This is a genomic window from Neobacillus niacini, assembly GCF_023715415.1.
In the GTDB taxonomy this organism is placed as follows: domain Bacteria; phylum Bacillota; class Bacilli; order Bacillales; family Cytobacillaceae; genus Neobacillus; species Neobacillus niacini_C.
Genome location: NZ_JAMBOB010000008.1, coordinates 53,798 through 71,325, shown reverse-complemented (window position 1 = coordinate 71,325; position 17,528 = coordinate 53,798). Strand labels below are relative to the sequence as shown.

The window sequence follows — 17,528 nt, the reverse complement described above, 5'->3', positions numbered from 1 at the left end:
ATTAATTCCCCTTCCTTCTGAACCATTTATTCCATACACCTATTAAGATAAATGATAGATTTACTGCTCCATATGACCCTAGCACTTTATAGTTTGGCGGAGTTTCTACTACTGGTCCATGATGATCACCAGCTTCTGCTTCATCTCCATGAGTTTCTTCCTCTTCAGTATGGGTACCTGCTTCTTTATCGTGAGAGTCTTCCTCCTCACCGTGTGCGTCTGCTGCTTCAGAATGAGCATTTGCAGCATCAGAATGAGCATCGGCAGCTTCCGAATGAGCGTCTGCCTCTTCAGGGTGAGCTTCAGCCTCTTTATCATGGGCCTCTGCTTTTTCTGAATGGGAGTCAGCTTCTTGAGAATGAGTATCTGCTTTTACACTATGTTCGCTATCAGTCTCTTGTTTTACATTTTCGTCATGTCCTTCGTCTGCCAATACTGAAAGATTAAAGGACAAAATAAATGCTACTACGAATAAAAAAATAAAACCCTTTTTCAATTTTTCCACCTCCAAAAAGTTAATTACTAATAAAACATTTCTATTGATTACAACTATAATTTAATGGGTATATTTGCAGTTTTTATGCATTTTTAATGGAGATAATATGTCACGATGCTTATATTTACTATTTGTTCATACTTTTGTAATAAACAACCTTTTTTCACATTTATCATTTGAATCTTCATACATTCTACAAATTTCTGCTATATGATAAAGGTGATAAAAAGAAAGGAGTTGTAAAAGTATGAAAAAATGGGCAATTGGAATTTTGAGTTCCGCTTTAATTCTTGGAGCAGGAACAGCTGTATTTGCAGCAGGAACAAACAACTCAGGGGAAGGTACAACTTTTGAAAAAATGCTACCTTTCATGCAAGAAATGCATCCAGATTCATCCAATGAGGATCTACAAGAAATGTACAATGCTTGCCATAAAGATGGAGGGATGATGGACGGAAACAACCTAGAAGGAATGAATAGTGAAAATATGATGAACCGGTTTTAATATTTGAAAAAGTTCTTCCAAAAGGCTCGGTATGCTTACCAAGTAAAGGGTTACTGAATGTAATAAACGAAATTGAAGAGGATACATTTGGGACTTAATAATCAAGTGAAAAGAGCTTATCCCCCTATCAGGATAAGCTCTTAACATTGTTCAATCATTATTTTGTTGGTGATAATTCACTTTCTGTTACCCATTTATGATTTGTAACTTCTTCTCCATCTGTGGTAGTAAAATCAACCATATATACTGTCGTTGCTTCTGCTGAATCAATTTCAGCTGTCACTCCGTCCATTCCTTCCATATGCTCTGCATTTATTGTGACTTCTGATCCAGGTTTAAATGGTTCATCACCAGCATCTTTAATTTCCTCGTGAATTACCCATTTATGATTTTCCACTCTTTCCCCGCCATCTGTTGGAGTGTAAGAGATAGTATAGACAGTAGTATCATAGGCACCGACAATGGTTGCTTCAGCACCTTTCATTCCTTCCATGTGATCTGATTCAATAATTGCTTGTGTACCTACTTCATATTTAGGATTTTCAGCGACCTTCAAGCCTTCAGGGACTTCACTTGAACCTGAGTGGTTCATATTAGAGTGTGCACTGTGTGTGCTTTCACTCGATTCAGTATCCTTTTTTTCTCCGGTTTCATCATTAGCGTTTGAACATGCTCCTAAAATAAGGATAAGAGCTGCCAATAATAGAAAAACAGGCTTTTTTAATCTTTTTTTAAACATCTAATAACGACTCCTTTACCTTTTATTTAAACCTTTTATAGATTAGCACAAAAATGTGCAGAAAATATGGAAATCGATGATAACCTCTAGAATTATCACTATACTCATTATGTTTTCCCCATTTTATAAGTACATAATATAAAAAATAAACATCTATCTAAAATCTGCAAACATTCTTCATATTTTTCTTATATTATTATGATATAAACAGTTTTTAAGGTGGTGGAATTATGGTAACTATTTTACTTGTCGATGATGAAACCCGAATGCTGAACCTTTTAGGTCTATATTTAGAACCCCATGGCTTTAAATGTATAAAGTCGGAATCTGGTAAAGATGCCTTGAATGTATTAGAAGAAGAAAAAATTGATATAGTGATTCTTGATGTTATGATGCCTGAAATGGATGGCTGGACAACTTGCAAAAAAATAAGAGAGTTTTCCAAAGTTCCGATTATTATGCTTACAGCAAGAAGTGAAACTGTTGATGTGATAAAAGGATTAAAATTTGGAGCAGATGATTATGTGACGAAGCCTTTCAACGAAGAAGAATTATTAGCACGAATTGAAGCCTTATTAAGAAGAACAAATGATTTAAAAGAAACTCTACTGGTTTTTAAAGGTTTAGAATGGAAAGAAGAATCTGTTGAATTAAAATATCAAAACCAATTTATTCAAGTAACTCCTAAAGAATTTGCATTAATTGGTTTATTTTTAAAAAATCCTCACAAGGTATTTTCACGAGACCATTTATTATCTACCATTTGGGGATTAAACTCACATATTGATGATCGAACGATCGATTCTCATATTCGAAATCTCCGTGAAAAATTACGAAATGCAGGATTTCCTGTAGATAACCATCTATTTACGGTTTGGGGCATCGGATATAAATGGGTAACTGAGGACCATGAAACACCCTAAAGAATTCAAAAAAATCGTTTCCAATAGGAGACGATTTTTCATATGACCATCTGCATACTTTCTTCACATTATTTTAATAAAATAACTTTATTAATTCTATGAGGTGCTTATGTATGAAAATTTCCGTAAAACTAGGGTTATGGTTCTCTGTATGTATATTGTTGATAGAAATTGTTTCTATGACCTTTTTACATAGAAATTTAGTTCATTCCCGGGTTCATCAAGAATTGGAACTACTTCAAAATATGGGAAATAGTCAACGTGATATATTAGAAATTAGTTATGACACCCACACTCTAAGTCATATTAAATTATTGGGAGTTCACTCAGATACCCAGGTGGTGGTCACAAATATTAAGGGAGAGATAATCATTTCGTCTGTTAAGATTAATAGCCGCATAAATGATATTCTAAATACTCCTATTTCTAACTCACTTCCTAGAAACGGTAAAATAATTCAACCTGACTGGAAAAGTGAACATTATATAGCCACCGTAACACCATTTAAAAATAACGGTAAGGAATTTGGTTATGTATATATACTTAAAAACACCACTGATGTACAAAAGCTTATATCCCAATTAAATAAACATATGTTTGTTGCATCACTATTAATCGTATTTTCTGTTCTAATTTTCATTTTCTTTTTATCCAAAGCTTTGACAAAGCCATTGATTACTATGAAAGAGGCAACAAAAAAACTAAGCAAAGGTGATTTTACTGTTACTTTACCCAAACTTTCGAATGATGAAATAGGGGAACTATCACATAGTATTCAAACTCTTGCGAATGACTTAAATTACTTAAAACAGGAAAGAAATGAATTTTTAGCTAGTATTTCTCACGAACTTCGTACTCCATTAACCTATATTAATGGATATGCTGATATAGCTAGACGAACGAACCTTAACGAAAAGGATAGAGTTCAATATCTTGAAATTATCAAGGAAGAGTCCCAACGTGTAACTAGTTTACTAAAGGAATTATTTGACCTGGCAAAATTGGATCAAAATACGTTTTCAATAAATAAAGAAAAAATTAATTTTTGCAACTATTTTCACCCAATCTATGAACGGGTTTTGCCAGCCTTTAAAAATAAGGGAATACAATTAACTTTAGATTGTCCAGCCAACATATTAATTGATATAGACCCCATTAGATTTGAACAAGTTTTTATAAACTTATTAGATAACTGTCTTAAATACTCAAGAGAAACTAGTACCACATCTGTAAGGGTAATAGAAGAAAACGAAAAAATTCAAATCACTATTAAGGACCAAGGAGTAGGTATTCCTGATGAGGATCTTCCACACATATTTGACCGCCTTTACAGAGTGGATAAATCTCGTTCAAGGGCCACGGGTGGATTCGGTCTTGGCCTGGCTATCGTAAAGCAACTAGTCGAAGCCCATGGCGGAGAGATTACAGTTGAAAGTCACGTTGGTAAAGGAACTTGCTTTACTATCATTTTAAAAAAATGATAGTAGTGGGATATTATTTGCTCATTTATTGAAAATGGTGTCCTTATTGATTTAGAAAAATCACTTTAAATATAAAGCGAAAAAAACAACGAAAGGATTCGTTGTTTTTTCGCTTCTAATCAATACATTCTTTTATCTTATGAGTACCAATATGTTAATGTATCAAAAATGCCTAAGAATAATAGTAGGACCCCTGCAATCAATTGAATAACCTCACCGAGATACCAAATAATAAAAATGAAGATTAATAGTGGAATACTGTTCCAATGGCAAATAATGAGGGGAGAATAAACCATATCCATTGGACATAACTACTGGCATTAGTGTGACGAAAAATAAGATAAACATAGTTGGGCAGAAGGCTAGTGAGAAACTAAATCCTAACATAAATGACCCGGATGGAGTCTCATCCTTGTATTCCTTTATCCCTGAAATAATTTAAATGTCCCTCTTAATTTTATTATTAATACTCTAGCTGGTAACACGGACATGTTCGGCCTGTACGCATGGATATATGAACAGGAGTCACAAAGCACTAGTAATCGTGTTAAAGAGACATTACAAATTAGAGCAAAAAAAGGACTTTATAAAGAATCTAACGCCCCGTTTGGTTATGTGGTCACCCGAGATCTTGCATCGCTTTATAAATCGTATTGAAGTAAAGGTTGATGGAAAACCTTTCATCCACTATCATTTTTCGGCTTCCATACCTGATTAAAATGCAGCAGAATCCCCTATTTGGGGTCTGCTGCTTCTTTTAAAACTATCTGCGACACGCACTCAACGTGGCTTGAATAGTGATCGCAGATATATTGATGTAGTGGTGTTTACCTTTTAAAGCAGTTTTTCTACAGTTTCTTTTTTATTTTGAACAGCATTCTTGTACTGCGCAGCAAATAACTTGGTATTTTTATTTATAATCTTAAACATAAGCTTCGTTTTTATAAGTGTATTATTTCCAAACTCGTACAAAAGGTATAGTTTTACTTACTGACTATCCGGCCAAATTGAGGAAATGAGGGGATATTCCAAAAATATCACTCTTTCTTTAATCGAGGAAAAAATATTTTTTAACATTATTTTTTCTCCCCTTAAACTCATTTAAAATGGAGATTAGCCTAATCCGCTAATCTCCATCTTATTATTTTTAATCTTAAATACTATCTAGTTGTAACGGAAGGCTGATAATCCAATACTTCACCGAATGTGGCTATAACTTTATTATACCGATCAAAGCTCTTCTTCTTGTATCTCTTCAAATCTTTTTAATTTTTATCAGAAGAAAGCGCCCACTGCTGAAGCTCCTGATCTGGATTCAAATCATCAAGAGTCAAAATTCCATCTTCTGTTATTTCGAGTGCTTTCCCATTATGAACAGAAGTGATACTAACAGTCCCATTATTATTTTTAGTAATAATCCAGCGCTGATTATTATAGCCAAGATAGTTGTACAGCTGAATTTTATTTTGCCCAGTATCCATATCAAGCGCTTTGCCGCCATCTGTTCGGATTGAATAGGAACCATGCTCATCACCTGTTGGAATCAGGGTCCAGTTAGTAGCCTGGTCTGCATCAGCTATAGTCACCGGCTCCCCGTTCTGAGACTTGGATGTATAAAGAGCTTTTCCTGTTACTATATTCGTAAAGCTTGTTTTCATTAAGTTTGCTTCTGAGGCATTGATGACATTAACATGTTGATAAGTTGCTTGACCTCCAAAGACATTTACACCAAAATGCCCTTCGGCAAATGTTCCATCCTGTAAATCCATGATTTTCTGACCGTCCACATAAATCTGGATGTGGGGACCCTTCGCCTCGATTTTCACTTTATATGTCTTTCCTGGTTGAATAAAGGCAGGAACTTTCCCAATTACCATACGTTCCTCAAAGCCTCCGTCAATCTTGTAAAATAGACGAAAAGCCTTCATATTCGGATCAAGATTAAAGTAATATCCGCTTCTACCATCTTCACTTGCCCGGAATAGAATGGAACCTGCACCGCCTGCTTCTCCCAGCATCATTTCTGCTTCATAGATAAAGTCTCCCGCAGTTTCCTTAGCCATATAGTTTGCATCACTTGTATGCGTACCACGGATTCCATTTTCGGTGATAGTCCATTTTGATGCCGAAAGGTCTGATCCCCATCCAGTTAAATTAGTATGAAATTCACCATCATATACTTTTACCACTACACTTGCAGAAGCCTTTCCATTCGGCGTAGACGCTGTTATGATTGCTTCTCCTTTGCTTCCCGCCTTAAGTACTGCGCTGGTGTTAGTAGAAGAGGCAACCTCCACTATATTCGAATCACTGGATGTCCATTTAATAGGCTGAGTACCCTTTCCATTTCCATTTTTCACAGATGCAAATAAGTTTAAAGCATCACCAATATTCATCTCCCTTTGATTTGTATCCATTACAATACTTGTACCATCTTCCGCATTGTGACCCCAAGTGTCTGTAAGTGAATGTACTTGTAATGATACAACATTCACTTCGCCTCCCTTGGCGTAGAAGTGAATGTTACGACTCGAAGGATCAGGGAATATAACATCAGAAAAAACTATCTTCCCATCATTAGCAAATACCTCAATGGATGAATCATCTACAAAGATATTCATCTTAATACGTTTATTATCCGGTTTTAATGGAGCCTCATGTAACGTTGAGAAAAGGCTGGAGAAATCAGATTCACCTGACTCAGCACGATCTACAAAAATTTTGTTATCTGCTGATTTGTATCCAACAACTGTTTTTTGGTCCGCACCTTCACGAACTTGAAAACCAAATTCGGTTATTTGGCTTGTAGAAGGAATTTCAATCTCAGCTTCTATTTCAAAGGCTCCTGATTTGATTCCCTTTAACAAGTTTGAAGCATTAGTCGGATTTATTATTTTGTTCTGTGTCTGGTATATGGTGCTGCGAATGGACTGTAGTTCCTTAATCGGAGCTTGTGCGAGTCTTATCCCTTCATCTGTGTTCACCAATCGTACCTCTCGCGGAATCGTCAGTTCTCCCTTCCAACCCGTAGTTGGAAATGCAAACGGATAATCCCAGTTGGTCATCCAGGCCAACATTACACGGCGATTATCCGGCATATTGGAGAATGACATTGATGCATAGAACTCCTTTCCGTAATCCGTTTTAAGTACTTTCCCAGTTGGATTGTCATTGATGAATTTACCATCAGCTGTCAACTGTCCAACAAAATACTCCGCATCAGACCCTTGCGTTTTTGAATTTGCCCCAGTACTAATCATCAAAACCCATTTTTTCTCATCTGTCCCTTCAACCTGAAGTTCGAAGAGATCAGGGCATTCCCATACTCCGCCGCGCACATAATTTCCATAACCAAAATTATCAGTAAGCTTCCAATCTATTAAGTTCGTAGAAGTAAAGAAGCGAATGTTATCTCCGCCGGATACAACCATAACCCATCGATTGTTTGCATCATCCCGGACGACTTTAGGATCACGGAAGTCCCAGCCTCCCGGATCATCCCCATTCCTGCCGGGATTCTCAATTACAATCGGGCGTTCCTTTGAATAGTTCCAAGTACGTCCCTGATCGGTACTATAGGCAAGACCAATACGCTGGTTCCCATTCCGTCCATCTGGATTAAACGAAGTGTAATATGCAATAAGTCCTTTCCCTCCCGTATTCGTAAATAAACCGGAAGCATTATTTAAATCCGCTACAGCTGATCCAGACCAGACATGCCCATGATCATTCCATGGCAAGGCAATAGGAAGTCGACTCCAATTCACCAAATCCTTACTTACCGCATGGGCCCAAGTCCCACCATCTTGATGGAACAAATGATACTCGCCTTCGTAGTAGACCAGACCATTCGGATCGCTTACAGACCCGCGAGCTGGAGTATAATGATAGTCTGGCCGATATTTTTCTTTGTAATAGCTGGATGTTGGAACTAGATAAACATCTTGGAAGTAGGCAGAACCTGATGTTACGTTAAATCCTGCAAGCCCAGCCTTGTAGCTTCTATCCGTCACCTTAACAGCAGCTTCAGAGTAGCCATCAACATACAGTTCGATTTCATTGCCATTTGCTATAATTTCAAGATGGTGTTTGGTACCTTCTTGAGATTCATAGGTATGGTCCGATGTTTTAAGTACTGTACCGTCCGCCCTTTTCAATTGCACCTTGACTGTATGACCTTCTTTATAAAGCACCGCCTGGTAACCAGTTGTTCCCTGTTCATTTGCACGAAAAGCAAGTGCAGCTTCCGATGGGTTTTGATCAAAAGAAACATTTCCTTCAAGTACAAAGTCGCTTGCGCTTTTATTATAGATTTGCTTTGCTTTCACAGCATTATCAGCTATTCCTTTCAAACCTTTGATAGCTGGTTCCCAGTTTCCTTCCTTATATAGGGTTGAACCAAGATTTGTTGAGAGCTCGCTGACTTTTACATTTTGAAATAATGCTGCCCCATCCCATACGTTAAGTCCAAGAAACCCCTTGTTATATGAAGCATTTCTTACCTCTATTATAGGAGCGTACTTGTTCTCCCAATAAACTTTGATCGTATCTCCTACCACCTTCACCTTCAGATGATAGATTCCACCCTCTTGCAACTTAACCTTGCGTTCCTCTTTTAATCTCTTTTCATCACGAGCATCATGAAGGCGAATGATTCCCGCATTAGGAACGATTTGCAGCATATAGGAATCCCAGCCATCCTCATTAGAGCGGAATACTAAGGTGGCATCCGCATTCTTGTCTATTACTTTCACATCTGCTTCATAGATAAAATCTTCAGAGATGACATCTGAAACCGCCATTACATTTTCTTTTGGTTCTGATGTTAGCAATAGTCCCTGTTCTGTGTCTTCCAGTGTGCCTTTCCCTTTAATTTGCCAGCCTGTTAGATTTGTAGTTGCTTTGTTTGTGTTTTCAAAAATAGTTGATTCCACCTTCGTTTCTTCCCCTATGGTTTGATTGGGTACAGCTGCCAAGCCTTTCGAAGGATAAACAAGATACGTTCCCACAGAGGTAGTAATAATTATAGTTGACAAAAATATTGAAATCCATTTTTTCAAAATTAGTTTCCTCCTTGTCATTTGTTCCAAAGTAGTTTTGCAGTGCATATAGCACAAGTTGTATATTTTTCTTAATTGCTGCCCTTCTTTGTTGGTTCAGCATTAAAGCTAAAATGATAGGGACTGGAAACCCAATAATAAGTCCATAAACACTCAACAAAAGCGTATTCATAAATATGTCGCCAAAATTTGGTGATGTTAGGAAATCTCTGAAATGCTCCAGTCCAACCCAATCACTTCCTAAAATCCCTTTCATTGGGCTAAAATCCTTAAATGCAATAATCGATCCATACATAGGTACATATTTAAAAATAATGGTTAGAATAATGGCAGGAGCTAAAAACAGATACAGTACGTAATTACGCCTGATGTATTGAAAAGAGTACCACTGGTTTCTTTTTTGACCTCTACATGCTCTAACTCTAGAGTATTAGACTTTATATTCTTCCTATAGGCTGTAACCTTTGGTATAAGCTTTGTCATATCTCGATGGCCCCCTCCTAATACAGAAATTTTGCAACACTTCTCTTGTGTGCAGTATGTTATTCCCAATCAATAATCAAGATATTTGCCACCCTTAAACTTGCTGTTACTATTTAATCATGACTAGCAAAAATCCCGTCTGTCTACGGGTGTTCCACAAATTTTTTTCTAATTGCTGCCTCCTTTGTTCTTAATTGGCAGAAGCAAAGTTAACATACAGATACAGCTTTCGTATCTGTTATAACATTTAAAGCGGTTTCATTTTTGGTATTAACTTACTCTTGCAATCTCTTAACCTTCTATGAAGAATTTTATTGCTTATTTGCTTTTAACTATATCAGGTAGTATAAAAGTTAGATTCCAATATCTTTGGATAGGGGTATTTAAAATTTTTGGCACTTAAATACAATTTCATTCCCATAGGTTTAGGGTGAGCAGGTTTTGTACTAATATAAGACTTTTTTATTCAATAAAAAAACCTCTAGCTTATTTACTAGAGGAATAACAGATTTATGGTTTCTGTATTTCATTTATACCTATGTTGATTTTTTCCACCGCTTCTCTTGCGGAAGCCTCTACATTTTTCCTGCCGATTCCGACATCTTCAAATAATGTCTTGATTGCATCGCTGACAACAGGATATGCAGGTATAACCGGTCGATTTCTGGAAAATTTTTGTGCTTGCTGTAAAAAAATATTTTTAGGATATTCATTCAGCTCAGGGAAATCTTTTGCGACAGAGTATCTGGCAGGTATATCACCTGTTATGGTTACATATGTTTTCATTCCTTCGTAACTTGTCACATATTTGATAAACTTCCATGCTTCCTTTGGATGTTTAGATTTTGATGAGATTCCGAGCGACCATCCTCAGTTGGGAACAACTTGAGTTTTAGCCTTAGGCATTGGAGCAATCCCAAAATCCTCTCCCAGTTTAAAATCAGTATTTGCCTCAAAATCCTTTAATGTCCAAGATCCCATCACCGTCATCGCTAACTTACCTGATTCAAAAGCAGCTGACGGCAATTCAACAGAAGCAACATCATATTTATGATATAAATCCTGGTAAAATTGTAAGGCCATAAGAGATTCCTTTGAATCTAAATATCCACTTGCAGTAGTTCCATCAGGGCTTACAAGGGGGCGTTTCCTTAGAAAACTTACTCGAACTTCTATCATACACCAAATCTTTGAAATTATATTTAGGGGGAAACACAAGTGAAAGTAAACAGATTTTATCCAAAAGATAAGGTATCTTTTTTGGATATCTTAGACCCTTTCATCAATTTAAAAATTGATGAAATAATCAGTTCTTCGAAAAATAGGCAAACCACCATCACATCTCAAAATAAAAATAGTAGAGTTGATGAAATATGAATTGTGCTTTATACATACTTGTGTCAAATGATAACGTCATGGGTATAATTTCAGAGTACAAGCAAAATAACCGTGTTAAAGAAACCTTGCACACCCGTGCAAAAAAAGGGCTTTACAAAGGTTCTAATGCCCCCTACGGATATGAAGTTCAAGAAGGCAAACTTGTTATTAAAGATGACAAACCCCAAACATCGTTAGAAGAATTTTTGAAGAGTACTTGGCTGGAAGTGGCCGTGATAGTATCGCAAAGCGATTATACAATGAGGGAATCCCTACACCTGCTGATGTAGGTGGCAAAAAGAATGCAAGTGATAAATGGGATGACTCAACAATTAAGCTTATTCTTACCAACCCTCACTACGTAGGTGACTTAGTACAGAATCGTTCAACTACAGTAAGTATGACAAGTAAAAAGAGAAAAAAGGTTGAGTCTGAAAAACTAATAATTGTTGAAAAGGCTCATGATGCAATAATTATACGCGAAGTATTTGATGCCGTTCAGCAACAAATGAAAATTAGAACAAAGTATATTACAGCACCTAAGAAGCATCTATTTACCAATATTCTTTTTTGCAAAGACTGCGGTACAGGAATGTGGTACAGGAGTAATCGTGAAGGCTATATTTGTGGAAGTTATGCACGTCAAGGTAAAAAAGCATGCAGTAATCATCTAATTAGAGAGAAATTACTGAAAGAAACAATTCTAACTGACATCCAGAAGTTAGTGAAACAGATTGACAAGCAGCAATATTTAAAAAAGTTAGAAGCTCAATCAAAAAAATCGAAGCAAAACATTGAAAACAACTTGAGAAATTAGAAAAGCAACTCGAGGTCATTAGGCGTCGCAAAAGAAAGTACATCAATATGTTAGCCGAAGAGATAATTACTCAAGAGGAATACCGTGAAAATGTAGAGGCTAATAATATTGAAAATAACGAGTTAGCAGAAAAGAAGAACGATCTTTTAACAGCGATGGAAAGTGAAAAAACGGCAGATAACATCGAGAAGTTCAAACAAGAATTACTTCGATTTCTAATTTTCGATGAGTTAACACCCGAGATAAATCGTACTGAAGTAAAGGATAATGGAACACCTTTCATCCACTATCGTTTTTCGGCTTCCATACCTGATTAAAACGCAGCAGAATCCCCTATTTGGGGTCTGCTGCTTCTTTTAAAACTATCTGCGAGACGCACTCAACATGTGTCGTCTGAGGGAACATGTCAACCGGCTGAACTTCGACTGTTTTATAGCCGCCATCTTCTAGAATACGTAAATCCCGTGCAAGTGTGGCTGGGTTACAGGATACGTAGACAACCTTTTTAGGTTTCATTTCAATAATCGTTTGCAAGAAAGTTTCGTCACAGCCCTTGCGCGGCGGGTCCACCACGAGGACATCTGCAGAATTCCCCTCTTTATACCACTTTGGAATTACAACTTCCGCTTCCCCTGCAGCAAACTCTACATTCGTCATGCCATTGAGCTCTGCATTCCGTCTCGCATCTTCAATCGCCTCAGGAACAACTTCTACCCCGAAAACCTTCTTTGCCCTTTGAGCTAAAAATAGGGAGATGGTTCCAATTCCACAATAGGCGTCGATCACAGACTCTTCTCCACTAAGCCCTGCATATTCGAGTGCCTTATCGTAAAGTACCTTCGTTTGAACAGGGTTCACCTGATAAAAGGAAAGAGCAGATATAGCGAACTTAACGTCACCTATTAGGTCATAAATCACTTCATTGCCCCATAGGATTGTTGTCTTTCCGCCAAGAATCACATTCGTGCGCTTTGAATTAACGTTATGTACAATCGACTTTACTTTCGGCAGTCGAGAAATAATTTCTTCAACTATTTGGTTTTTGTTTGGAATATCAGCAGTCCTTGTAACAAGGACCACCATCAGATCACCTGTTTGTTTTCCATAACGTGCCATAATATGGCGAAGAACACCCTTATGGGACTCTTCATGATAAGCGGTTACCCCTAACTCGCTGCATATTTCCTTAACAGCCTGAACCGCTTCATTAATTTCAGGAAGCTGGATTAGACTCTCATCTGTATCAACAATTTCATGACTTCTCGGTTTAAAAAAACCAGCAATCAGCTTACCATCTTTTTCTCCCACGGGAACCTGTGCTTTATTTCGATAATGCCATGGGTTGTCCATCCCTAGAATCGGATGCACAATCACATCCTCTAGTTTACCAATCCGGGAAAGCACCTGCTTGACTTGATTTTCCTTATATTTCAACTGCCCTTCATAGCTGATGTGCTCGAGCTGACAGCCGCCATACTTATGTATCTCACTGCTAGGAACCTCAATGCGGTACGGGCTTTTTTCATAAATTTCGATCAAACGTCCGAAGCCGTAACCCTTGTTCACTTTGATCACTTTAACCTGTGCTTTTTCCCCTGGCAGTCCGTTAGGTACGAACAAGGGAAAGCCATCCACCTTCGCAACCCCAGCACCATCATGTGTTAAATCTTCAAATACCACATCTATAAAATCATTTTTTTTTACCGGTATTGTTTTTTTCATTTTTTACTTCCTTTACTCCGATTTGACTAGCAAGATTGTATCATAAACCCAATCTAATTGCGAAATCAGCCATAAATTGATTATATCCCCTTTACTTTCGCGTAAATTGTCGGAGCATATTCATTTAACAACATAACAAAAGTGTTTATAATTAAAACAATCCCGGAAGGAGGTGATTACGATAAAGAAGGTAAAAATTCTTCCCATCGCATTGCTCCTTGCCTTCGTATCCTTTACAATTCTTCTTCACCAATCAAAGGTAATTACTCATCTACATCATGAACATAAAGCAGTTCTAACCATTGATGATTGGAATACGAAATCAGCATCCGACGATGAAGAGAAACATCTATACCACCTATACTTTATTGGAGTACTTGCCTTATTTTCACAAATCGTAGTCACCATTCAAAGAATCTCCACTAGAATATACACCAAGAGTTTTATCTTCCTTCTACCCGTTTTTCATCAGTCGAATTACGTTATCTCCTCCCCTGATTTGATAAGTTAAAACTTACAAAAAGGGAGGAAAACTAAATGTGGATTCGCTTTTTAATGATTGGTGTATTTTCATTAACAGCAGCAGGAATGCTTACCTTTCAAGGTATAGAAATTTACCATGCTTTCATGGATTTCTTTAAACAAAAATAAACAGGAATCCCGCGGGCTACCGAAATAATCCCGCGGGATTTTATATTTATTCGGCCAAAATAAAGACACCCAGACTTGGGTGCCTTCCACTAACTATTCTGCCTTCATCTGTGCCACTTTCTCTTTTACTTCTTCAATATTCCTCATTTTGTTATCCCAGCATTTTTTGCTAAGGTCAACAGGATATTCCTCAGGATTCATGGTCCGCTTATATTCGTCCCAGAGGGCAACTAGGTTTTGCTTCACATACTCACGAGACTCCTCAAGACATGGCATTTCAAAAACAAGCTCTCCTTTGGAATAAATCACTTCATGTAATTCTTTTGCAGTAAAGTTCGTAACCACCTTATTCATATATGTATGTGTAGGGTGGAACATTTTCAGCTGCTTTTCAGGCAGTTTTTCGCTTGCAAGCGTAATATAGTCGCCTTCAGCATGGTTATTCTTATTATTAATAATACGGTATATTTTTTTAATACCTGGGGTTGTAACTTTTACTGGATTGGAAGAGATCTTAATCGTATCCTCCATTTTTCCATTTTCGCCTTCAATCGAAACGATTTTGTAGACAGCCCCAAGTGCTGCTTGTTCGAAGGCCGTAATCAGCTTAGTTCCAATTCCCCAGCTATCAATTTTTGCACCCTGTGCTTTTAAGTTTAGGATCGTATACTCGTCGAGATCACTTGAAGCAAAGATTTTGGCCTCCTTAAATCCTGCCTCATCAAGCAATTTACGTGCTTCCTTCGAAAGGTAGGCCAGGTCCCCGCTGTCTAAACGGATTCCTACAAAATTAATCGAATCTCCCATTTCCTTGGCGACTTTAATCGCATTCGGAACACCCAAACGAAGGGTATCATACGTATCAACTAAAAAGACACAATCCTTATGGGTTTCAGCATATTTACGGAAAGCGATATACTCGTCCTTATAGGCTTGGACCATAGAGTGAGCATGCGTACCGGAAACGGGAATTTGAAATAATTTACCCGCCCGGACATTACTTGTTCCATCAAACCCGGCTAGGTAAGCAGCCCTGGTACCCCAAATGGCTGCGTCCATTTCCTGAGCTCGGCGAGTACCGAATTCCATTGCGATTTCACTTCCTAGCACCTGCTTAATACGAGAAGCCTTCGTCGCAATTAATGTTTGATAATTAATGATGTTTAATAGTGCCGTTTCAATCAACTGTGCTTCAGCAAGTGGGGCGTCTACACTTAAAATAGGCTCATTTCCAAAAACAAGCTCGCCCTCTTTCATACAACAAATGGTCCCCGTAAATCGCAGGTCCTTTAAATAAGCTAAAAAGTCATCCTGATAGCCCACTTCATTTTTCAAATACTCCAAATCATCCTCTGTAAAGCGAAAGCCCTGGATATATTGAATAACTTTTTCCAAGCCAGCAAAAACGGCATAGCCATTCCCAAACGGGAGCTTTCGGAAAAACAATTCGAACACCGCTCGTTTATTATGTATACCATCTCTCCAATACGTTTCTACCATATTGATTTGATATAAATCTGTATGAAGAGTAAAGCTATCATCTTGATAAATGTTTCTCATTCTAACCCTCCGAAGACCTACTTTTTCAACATATTAAATAATTTTACCATTATAAAAACTATTTAACCAGCGCTCCAAGTGATTGCTCAAAATGCCCTAATGCCCATTCATGACCTTTTTGATTAAAGGAAGCAACAGCATCTTTGTAGACTACAATCTTAAAACCTTTATTGTATGCGTCTACAGCAGTATGAAGAACACAAATATCCGTACATACCCCAACTAGGTGCAGTTCAGTAATTCCCCGTTCCCGCAGCTTGATTTCAAGATCGGTGCCAGCGAATGCAGAGTACCGTGTTTTATCCATGTAATATACATTTTCTCGCTCTTTTTTCTCTTCGTAAAGTGTTTGCAGTCCACCAAACAAATCTCTGCCTGACGTTCCACGAATATTATGCGGGGGAAAAAGTTTTGTTTCTGGATGATACGTATCCCCTTCATCGTGAACATCAATCGCAAATACAACAAAATCACCAATATCAATAAACTCACGTGTTAATTGAACAACCTTCTCTTCAATTTCCTGACCCGGCTCACCACAGGTTAACGCCCCTGCATCTGCTACAAAATCATACGTATAATCAATATTAATGAATGCCTTCTTTTCCATTACGCTACCTCCCCAATGAATATATCCTATTACTATTTCTGTGCTGAAACCATTTATTCCTTTAAACCAAAAAGCCCGCTCCATATTGGAACGAGCCTTTATTAGCTATATCTCTGTCCCGGCACCCAATCAGTAGGTTTATCAAGCGGGCGAATATCATCAAGTGGAACAAACACCTCTAAATGACGATAAAGGTTTGCGAATTCTGCCGGTAGTAATCCACCAAATTCACCATCAAGATTTAGTTGTACCTTTTCAGACGAATGTACTTTAATTCGGCTCGCTTTCGCATAAATGACATTAGGATCATTAACATGCTCACCGCGAATCGCCAAAGTTGCGACTCGAATAAATTCTGCCAAATTGATTTTTTTCAAGATTAGCAATGAAAATAAACCATCGTTAATCGATGAATCTGGCGCAATCTTTTCGAAGCCGCCGATTGAATTCGTCAGCCCCACAAGGAATAGCATTGCTTCCCCTTCAAATAGCTTTCCATCATACTCAATCGTAACGTCCGAAGGCTTAATGGAAGGGAGCATTTCCATCCCTTTTAAATAGTAGGCAAGCTGCCCAAGCATTGTTTTTAATTTACTCGGAACTTCATATGTAAGCTCCGTAATCCTTCCGCCGCCAGCAATATTAATAAAATACCTGTCATTAATTCGACCAATATCAACTGGGATCCGTTCGCCTTTGGTGATAATATCAACCGCTGCCCCAATGTCCCTTGGAATGTGCAAAGCCCTGGCAAAATCATTCGTTGTACCTGCTGGAATAATTCCCAGCTTTGGTCTATATTCCTGCTCTGCAAGACCATTGACTACTTCATTAATGGTGCCATCACCACCTGCAGCAATCACAACATCATATTGTCGTTCAACCGCTATCCTAGCAGCAGCCGTTGCGTCACCTGCACCCGTCGTCGCATGGCAAGAAGCTTCATACCCGGCGATTTCAAGCTTTTCCATAATCTCCGCTAGATGGCGCTTTAGAATTTCCCGTCCTGAAGTGGGATTATATATCAATCGAGCTCGTTTCATCATTCATCATCCTATTTTTATGAAATCAATAAATGGCATATGATGGGTCCTTCTATATTCT

18 protein-coding genes and 2 pseudogenes are annotated in these 17,528 nt (G+C 37.8%); 8 read left to right on the top strand and 12 right to left on the bottom strand.

Annotation, left to right across the window (positions count from 1 at the left end):
* Window position 1 precedes the first annotated feature (1 nt).
* Window positions 2-496 (bottom strand): hypothetical protein, encoded by a 495-nt coding sequence (locus M3189_RS19085; protein ID WP_251636630.1) that lies wholly within the window; start codon window positions 494-496, stop codon window positions 2-4.
* Window positions 497-743: 247 nt separating this feature from the next.
* Between M3189_RS19085 and M3189_RS19080 the strand changes: the two genes are divergently transcribed.
* Window positions 744-1,001, top strand: a complete 258-nt coding sequence (locus M3189_RS19080; protein WP_251636628.1) for a hypothetical protein — start codon at window positions 744-746, stop codon at window positions 999-1,001.
* Window positions 1,002-1,158: 157 nt separating this feature from the next.
* Here M3189_RS19080 and M3189_RS19075 read toward each other — a convergent pair whose 3' ends face one another.
* The gene (locus tag M3189_RS19075; protein ID WP_251636626.1) at window positions 1,159-1,740 is read right to left on the bottom strand and encodes a YdhK family protein; all 582 of its coding nucleotides are present in this window, start codon (window positions 1,738-1,740) and stop codon (window positions 1,159-1,161) included.
* A gap of 230 nt (window positions 1,741-1,970) precedes the next feature.
* Here M3189_RS19075 and M3189_RS19070 point away from each other — a divergent pair, with 230 nt between their 5' ends.
* Together M3189_RS19070 and M3189_RS19065 are read left to right on the top strand one after the other, a co-directional pair.
* Window positions 1,971-2,663, top strand: a complete 693-nt coding sequence (locus M3189_RS19070) for a response regulator transcription factor (protein WP_251636624.1) — start codon at window positions 1,971-1,973, stop codon at window positions 2,661-2,663.
* A gap of 113 nt (window positions 2,664-2,776) precedes the next feature.
* Window positions 2,777-4,144: a sensor histidine kinase gene (locus M3189_RS19065; protein WP_251636622.1), complete on the top strand. Its 1,368-nt coding sequence runs from the start codon at window positions 2,777-2,779 to the stop codon at window positions 4,142-4,144.
* A gap of 137 nt (window positions 4,145-4,281) precedes the next feature.
* Here the strand turns inward: M3189_RS19065 and M3189_RS27335 are convergent.
* The 6 genes and pseudogenes from M3189_RS27335 to M3189_RS19040 all read right to left on the bottom strand — a co-directional run.
* A pseudogene (locus tag M3189_RS27335) lies at window positions 4,282-4,540 on the bottom strand (urease accessory protein UreH domain-containing protein); the annotation flags it as partial.
* An 869-nt stretch (window positions 4,541-5,409) separates the two neighbouring features.
* On the bottom strand, window positions 5,410-9,225 hold the full coding sequence (locus tag M3189_RS19060; RefSeq protein WP_251637085.1) for a GH32 C-terminal domain-containing protein: 3,816 nt from the start codon (window positions 9,223-9,225) through the stop codon (window positions 5,410-5,412).
* A gap of 22 nt (window positions 9,226-9,247) precedes the next feature.
* Window positions 9,248-9,574: pseudogene (locus M3189_RS19055) on the bottom strand (sugar ABC transporter permease); the annotation flags it as partial.
* Window positions 9,541-9,687 carry a hypothetical protein gene (locus M3189_RS19050; RefSeq protein WP_251636620.1) on the bottom strand — a complete coding sequence of 49 codons (147 nt, stop codon included), beginning with the start codon at window positions 9,685-9,687 and terminating at the stop codon, window positions 9,541-9,543. The gene M3189_RS19050 and the pseudogene M3189_RS19055, both read right to left, overlap by 34 nt.
* 510 nt (window positions 9,688-10,197) lie before the next feature.
* A complete protein-coding gene (locus M3189_RS19045; protein ID WP_353057460.1) occupies window positions 10,198-10,542 on the bottom strand; it encodes an extracellular solute-binding protein in 345 nt (114 codons plus the stop codon).
* A 15-nt stretch (window positions 10,543-10,557) separates the two neighbouring features.
* Window positions 10,558-10,866: a hypothetical protein gene (locus M3189_RS19040; RefSeq protein ID WP_251636616.1), complete on the bottom strand. Its 309-nt coding sequence runs from the start codon at window positions 10,864-10,866 to the stop codon at window positions 10,558-10,560.
* 39 nt (window positions 10,867-10,905) lie between these two features.
* Between M3189_RS19040 and M3189_RS19035 the strand changes: the two genes are divergently transcribed.
* The 4 genes from M3189_RS19035 to M3189_RS19020 are packed head-to-tail and all read left to right on the top strand — an operon-like array spanning window position 10,906 to window position 12,198.
* Window positions 10,906-11,064, top strand: coding sequence for a hypothetical protein (locus M3189_RS19035; protein ID WP_251636614.1), 159 nt, complete (start codon window positions 10,906-10,908; stop codon window positions 11,062-11,064).
* Between the two features lie 20 nt (window positions 11,065-11,084).
* Entirely contained in the window at window positions 11,085-11,354 is a 270-nt protein-coding gene (locus M3189_RS19030; protein ID WP_251636612.1) for a hypothetical protein, read from the top strand.
* The gene (locus M3189_RS19025) at window positions 11,282-11,881 is read left to right on the top strand and encodes a recombinase family protein (protein ID WP_251636610.1); all 600 of its coding nucleotides are present in this window, start codon (window positions 11,282-11,284) and stop codon (window positions 11,879-11,881) included. The genes M3189_RS19030 and M3189_RS19025 overlap by 73 nt, the downstream gene beginning before the upstream one ends.
* Window positions 11,882-11,928: 47 nt before the next feature.
* Window positions 11,929-12,198 carry a hypothetical protein gene (locus M3189_RS19020; RefSeq protein ID WP_251636608.1) on the top strand — a complete coding sequence of 90 codons (270 nt, stop codon included), beginning with the start codon at window positions 11,929-11,931 and terminating at the stop codon, window positions 12,196-12,198.
* Between the two features lie 16 nt (window positions 12,199-12,214).
* Here the strand turns inward: M3189_RS19020 and rlmD are convergent, their stop codons facing one another.
* A complete protein-coding gene (gene rlmD / locus M3189_RS19015) occupies window positions 12,215-13,603 on the bottom strand; it encodes a 23S rRNA (uracil(1939)-C(5))-methyltransferase RlmD (RefSeq protein WP_251636607.1) in 1,389 nt (462 codons plus the stop codon).
* A gap of 172 nt (window positions 13,604-13,775) precedes the next feature.
* Here rlmD and M3189_RS19010 point away from each other — a divergent pair, with 172 nt between their 5' ends.
* Window positions 13,776-14,114 (top strand): hypothetical protein, encoded by a 339-nt coding sequence (locus M3189_RS19010; protein WP_251636605.1) that lies wholly within the window; start codon window positions 13,776-13,778, stop codon window positions 14,112-14,114.
* Between the two features lie 233 nt (window positions 14,115-14,347).
* On the opposite strand, the gene M3189_RS19005 is transcribed toward M3189_RS19010, so the two are convergent.
* The 3 genes from M3189_RS19005 to M3189_RS18995 all read right to left on the bottom strand — a co-directional run bounded on the left by M3189_RS19005 (window position 14,348) and on the right by M3189_RS18995 (window position 17,467).
* The gene (locus tag M3189_RS19005) at window positions 14,348-15,814 is read right to left on the bottom strand and encodes a nicotinate phosphoribosyltransferase (protein ID WP_251636603.1); all 1,467 of its coding nucleotides are present in this window, start codon (window positions 15,812-15,814) and stop codon (window positions 14,348-14,350) included.
* Between the two features lie 58 nt (window positions 15,815-15,872).
* Window positions 15,873-16,424, bottom strand: coding sequence for a cysteine hydrolase family protein (locus tag M3189_RS19000; protein ID WP_251636601.1), 552 nt, complete (start codon window positions 16,422-16,424; stop codon window positions 15,873-15,875).
* A 101-nt stretch (window positions 16,425-16,525) separates the two neighbouring features.
* A complete protein-coding gene (locus tag M3189_RS18995) occupies window positions 16,526-17,467 on the bottom strand; it encodes a diacylglycerol kinase (protein ID WP_251636599.1) in 942 nt (313 codons plus the stop codon).
* Between the last annotated feature and the right edge of the window lie 61 nt (window positions 17,468-17,528).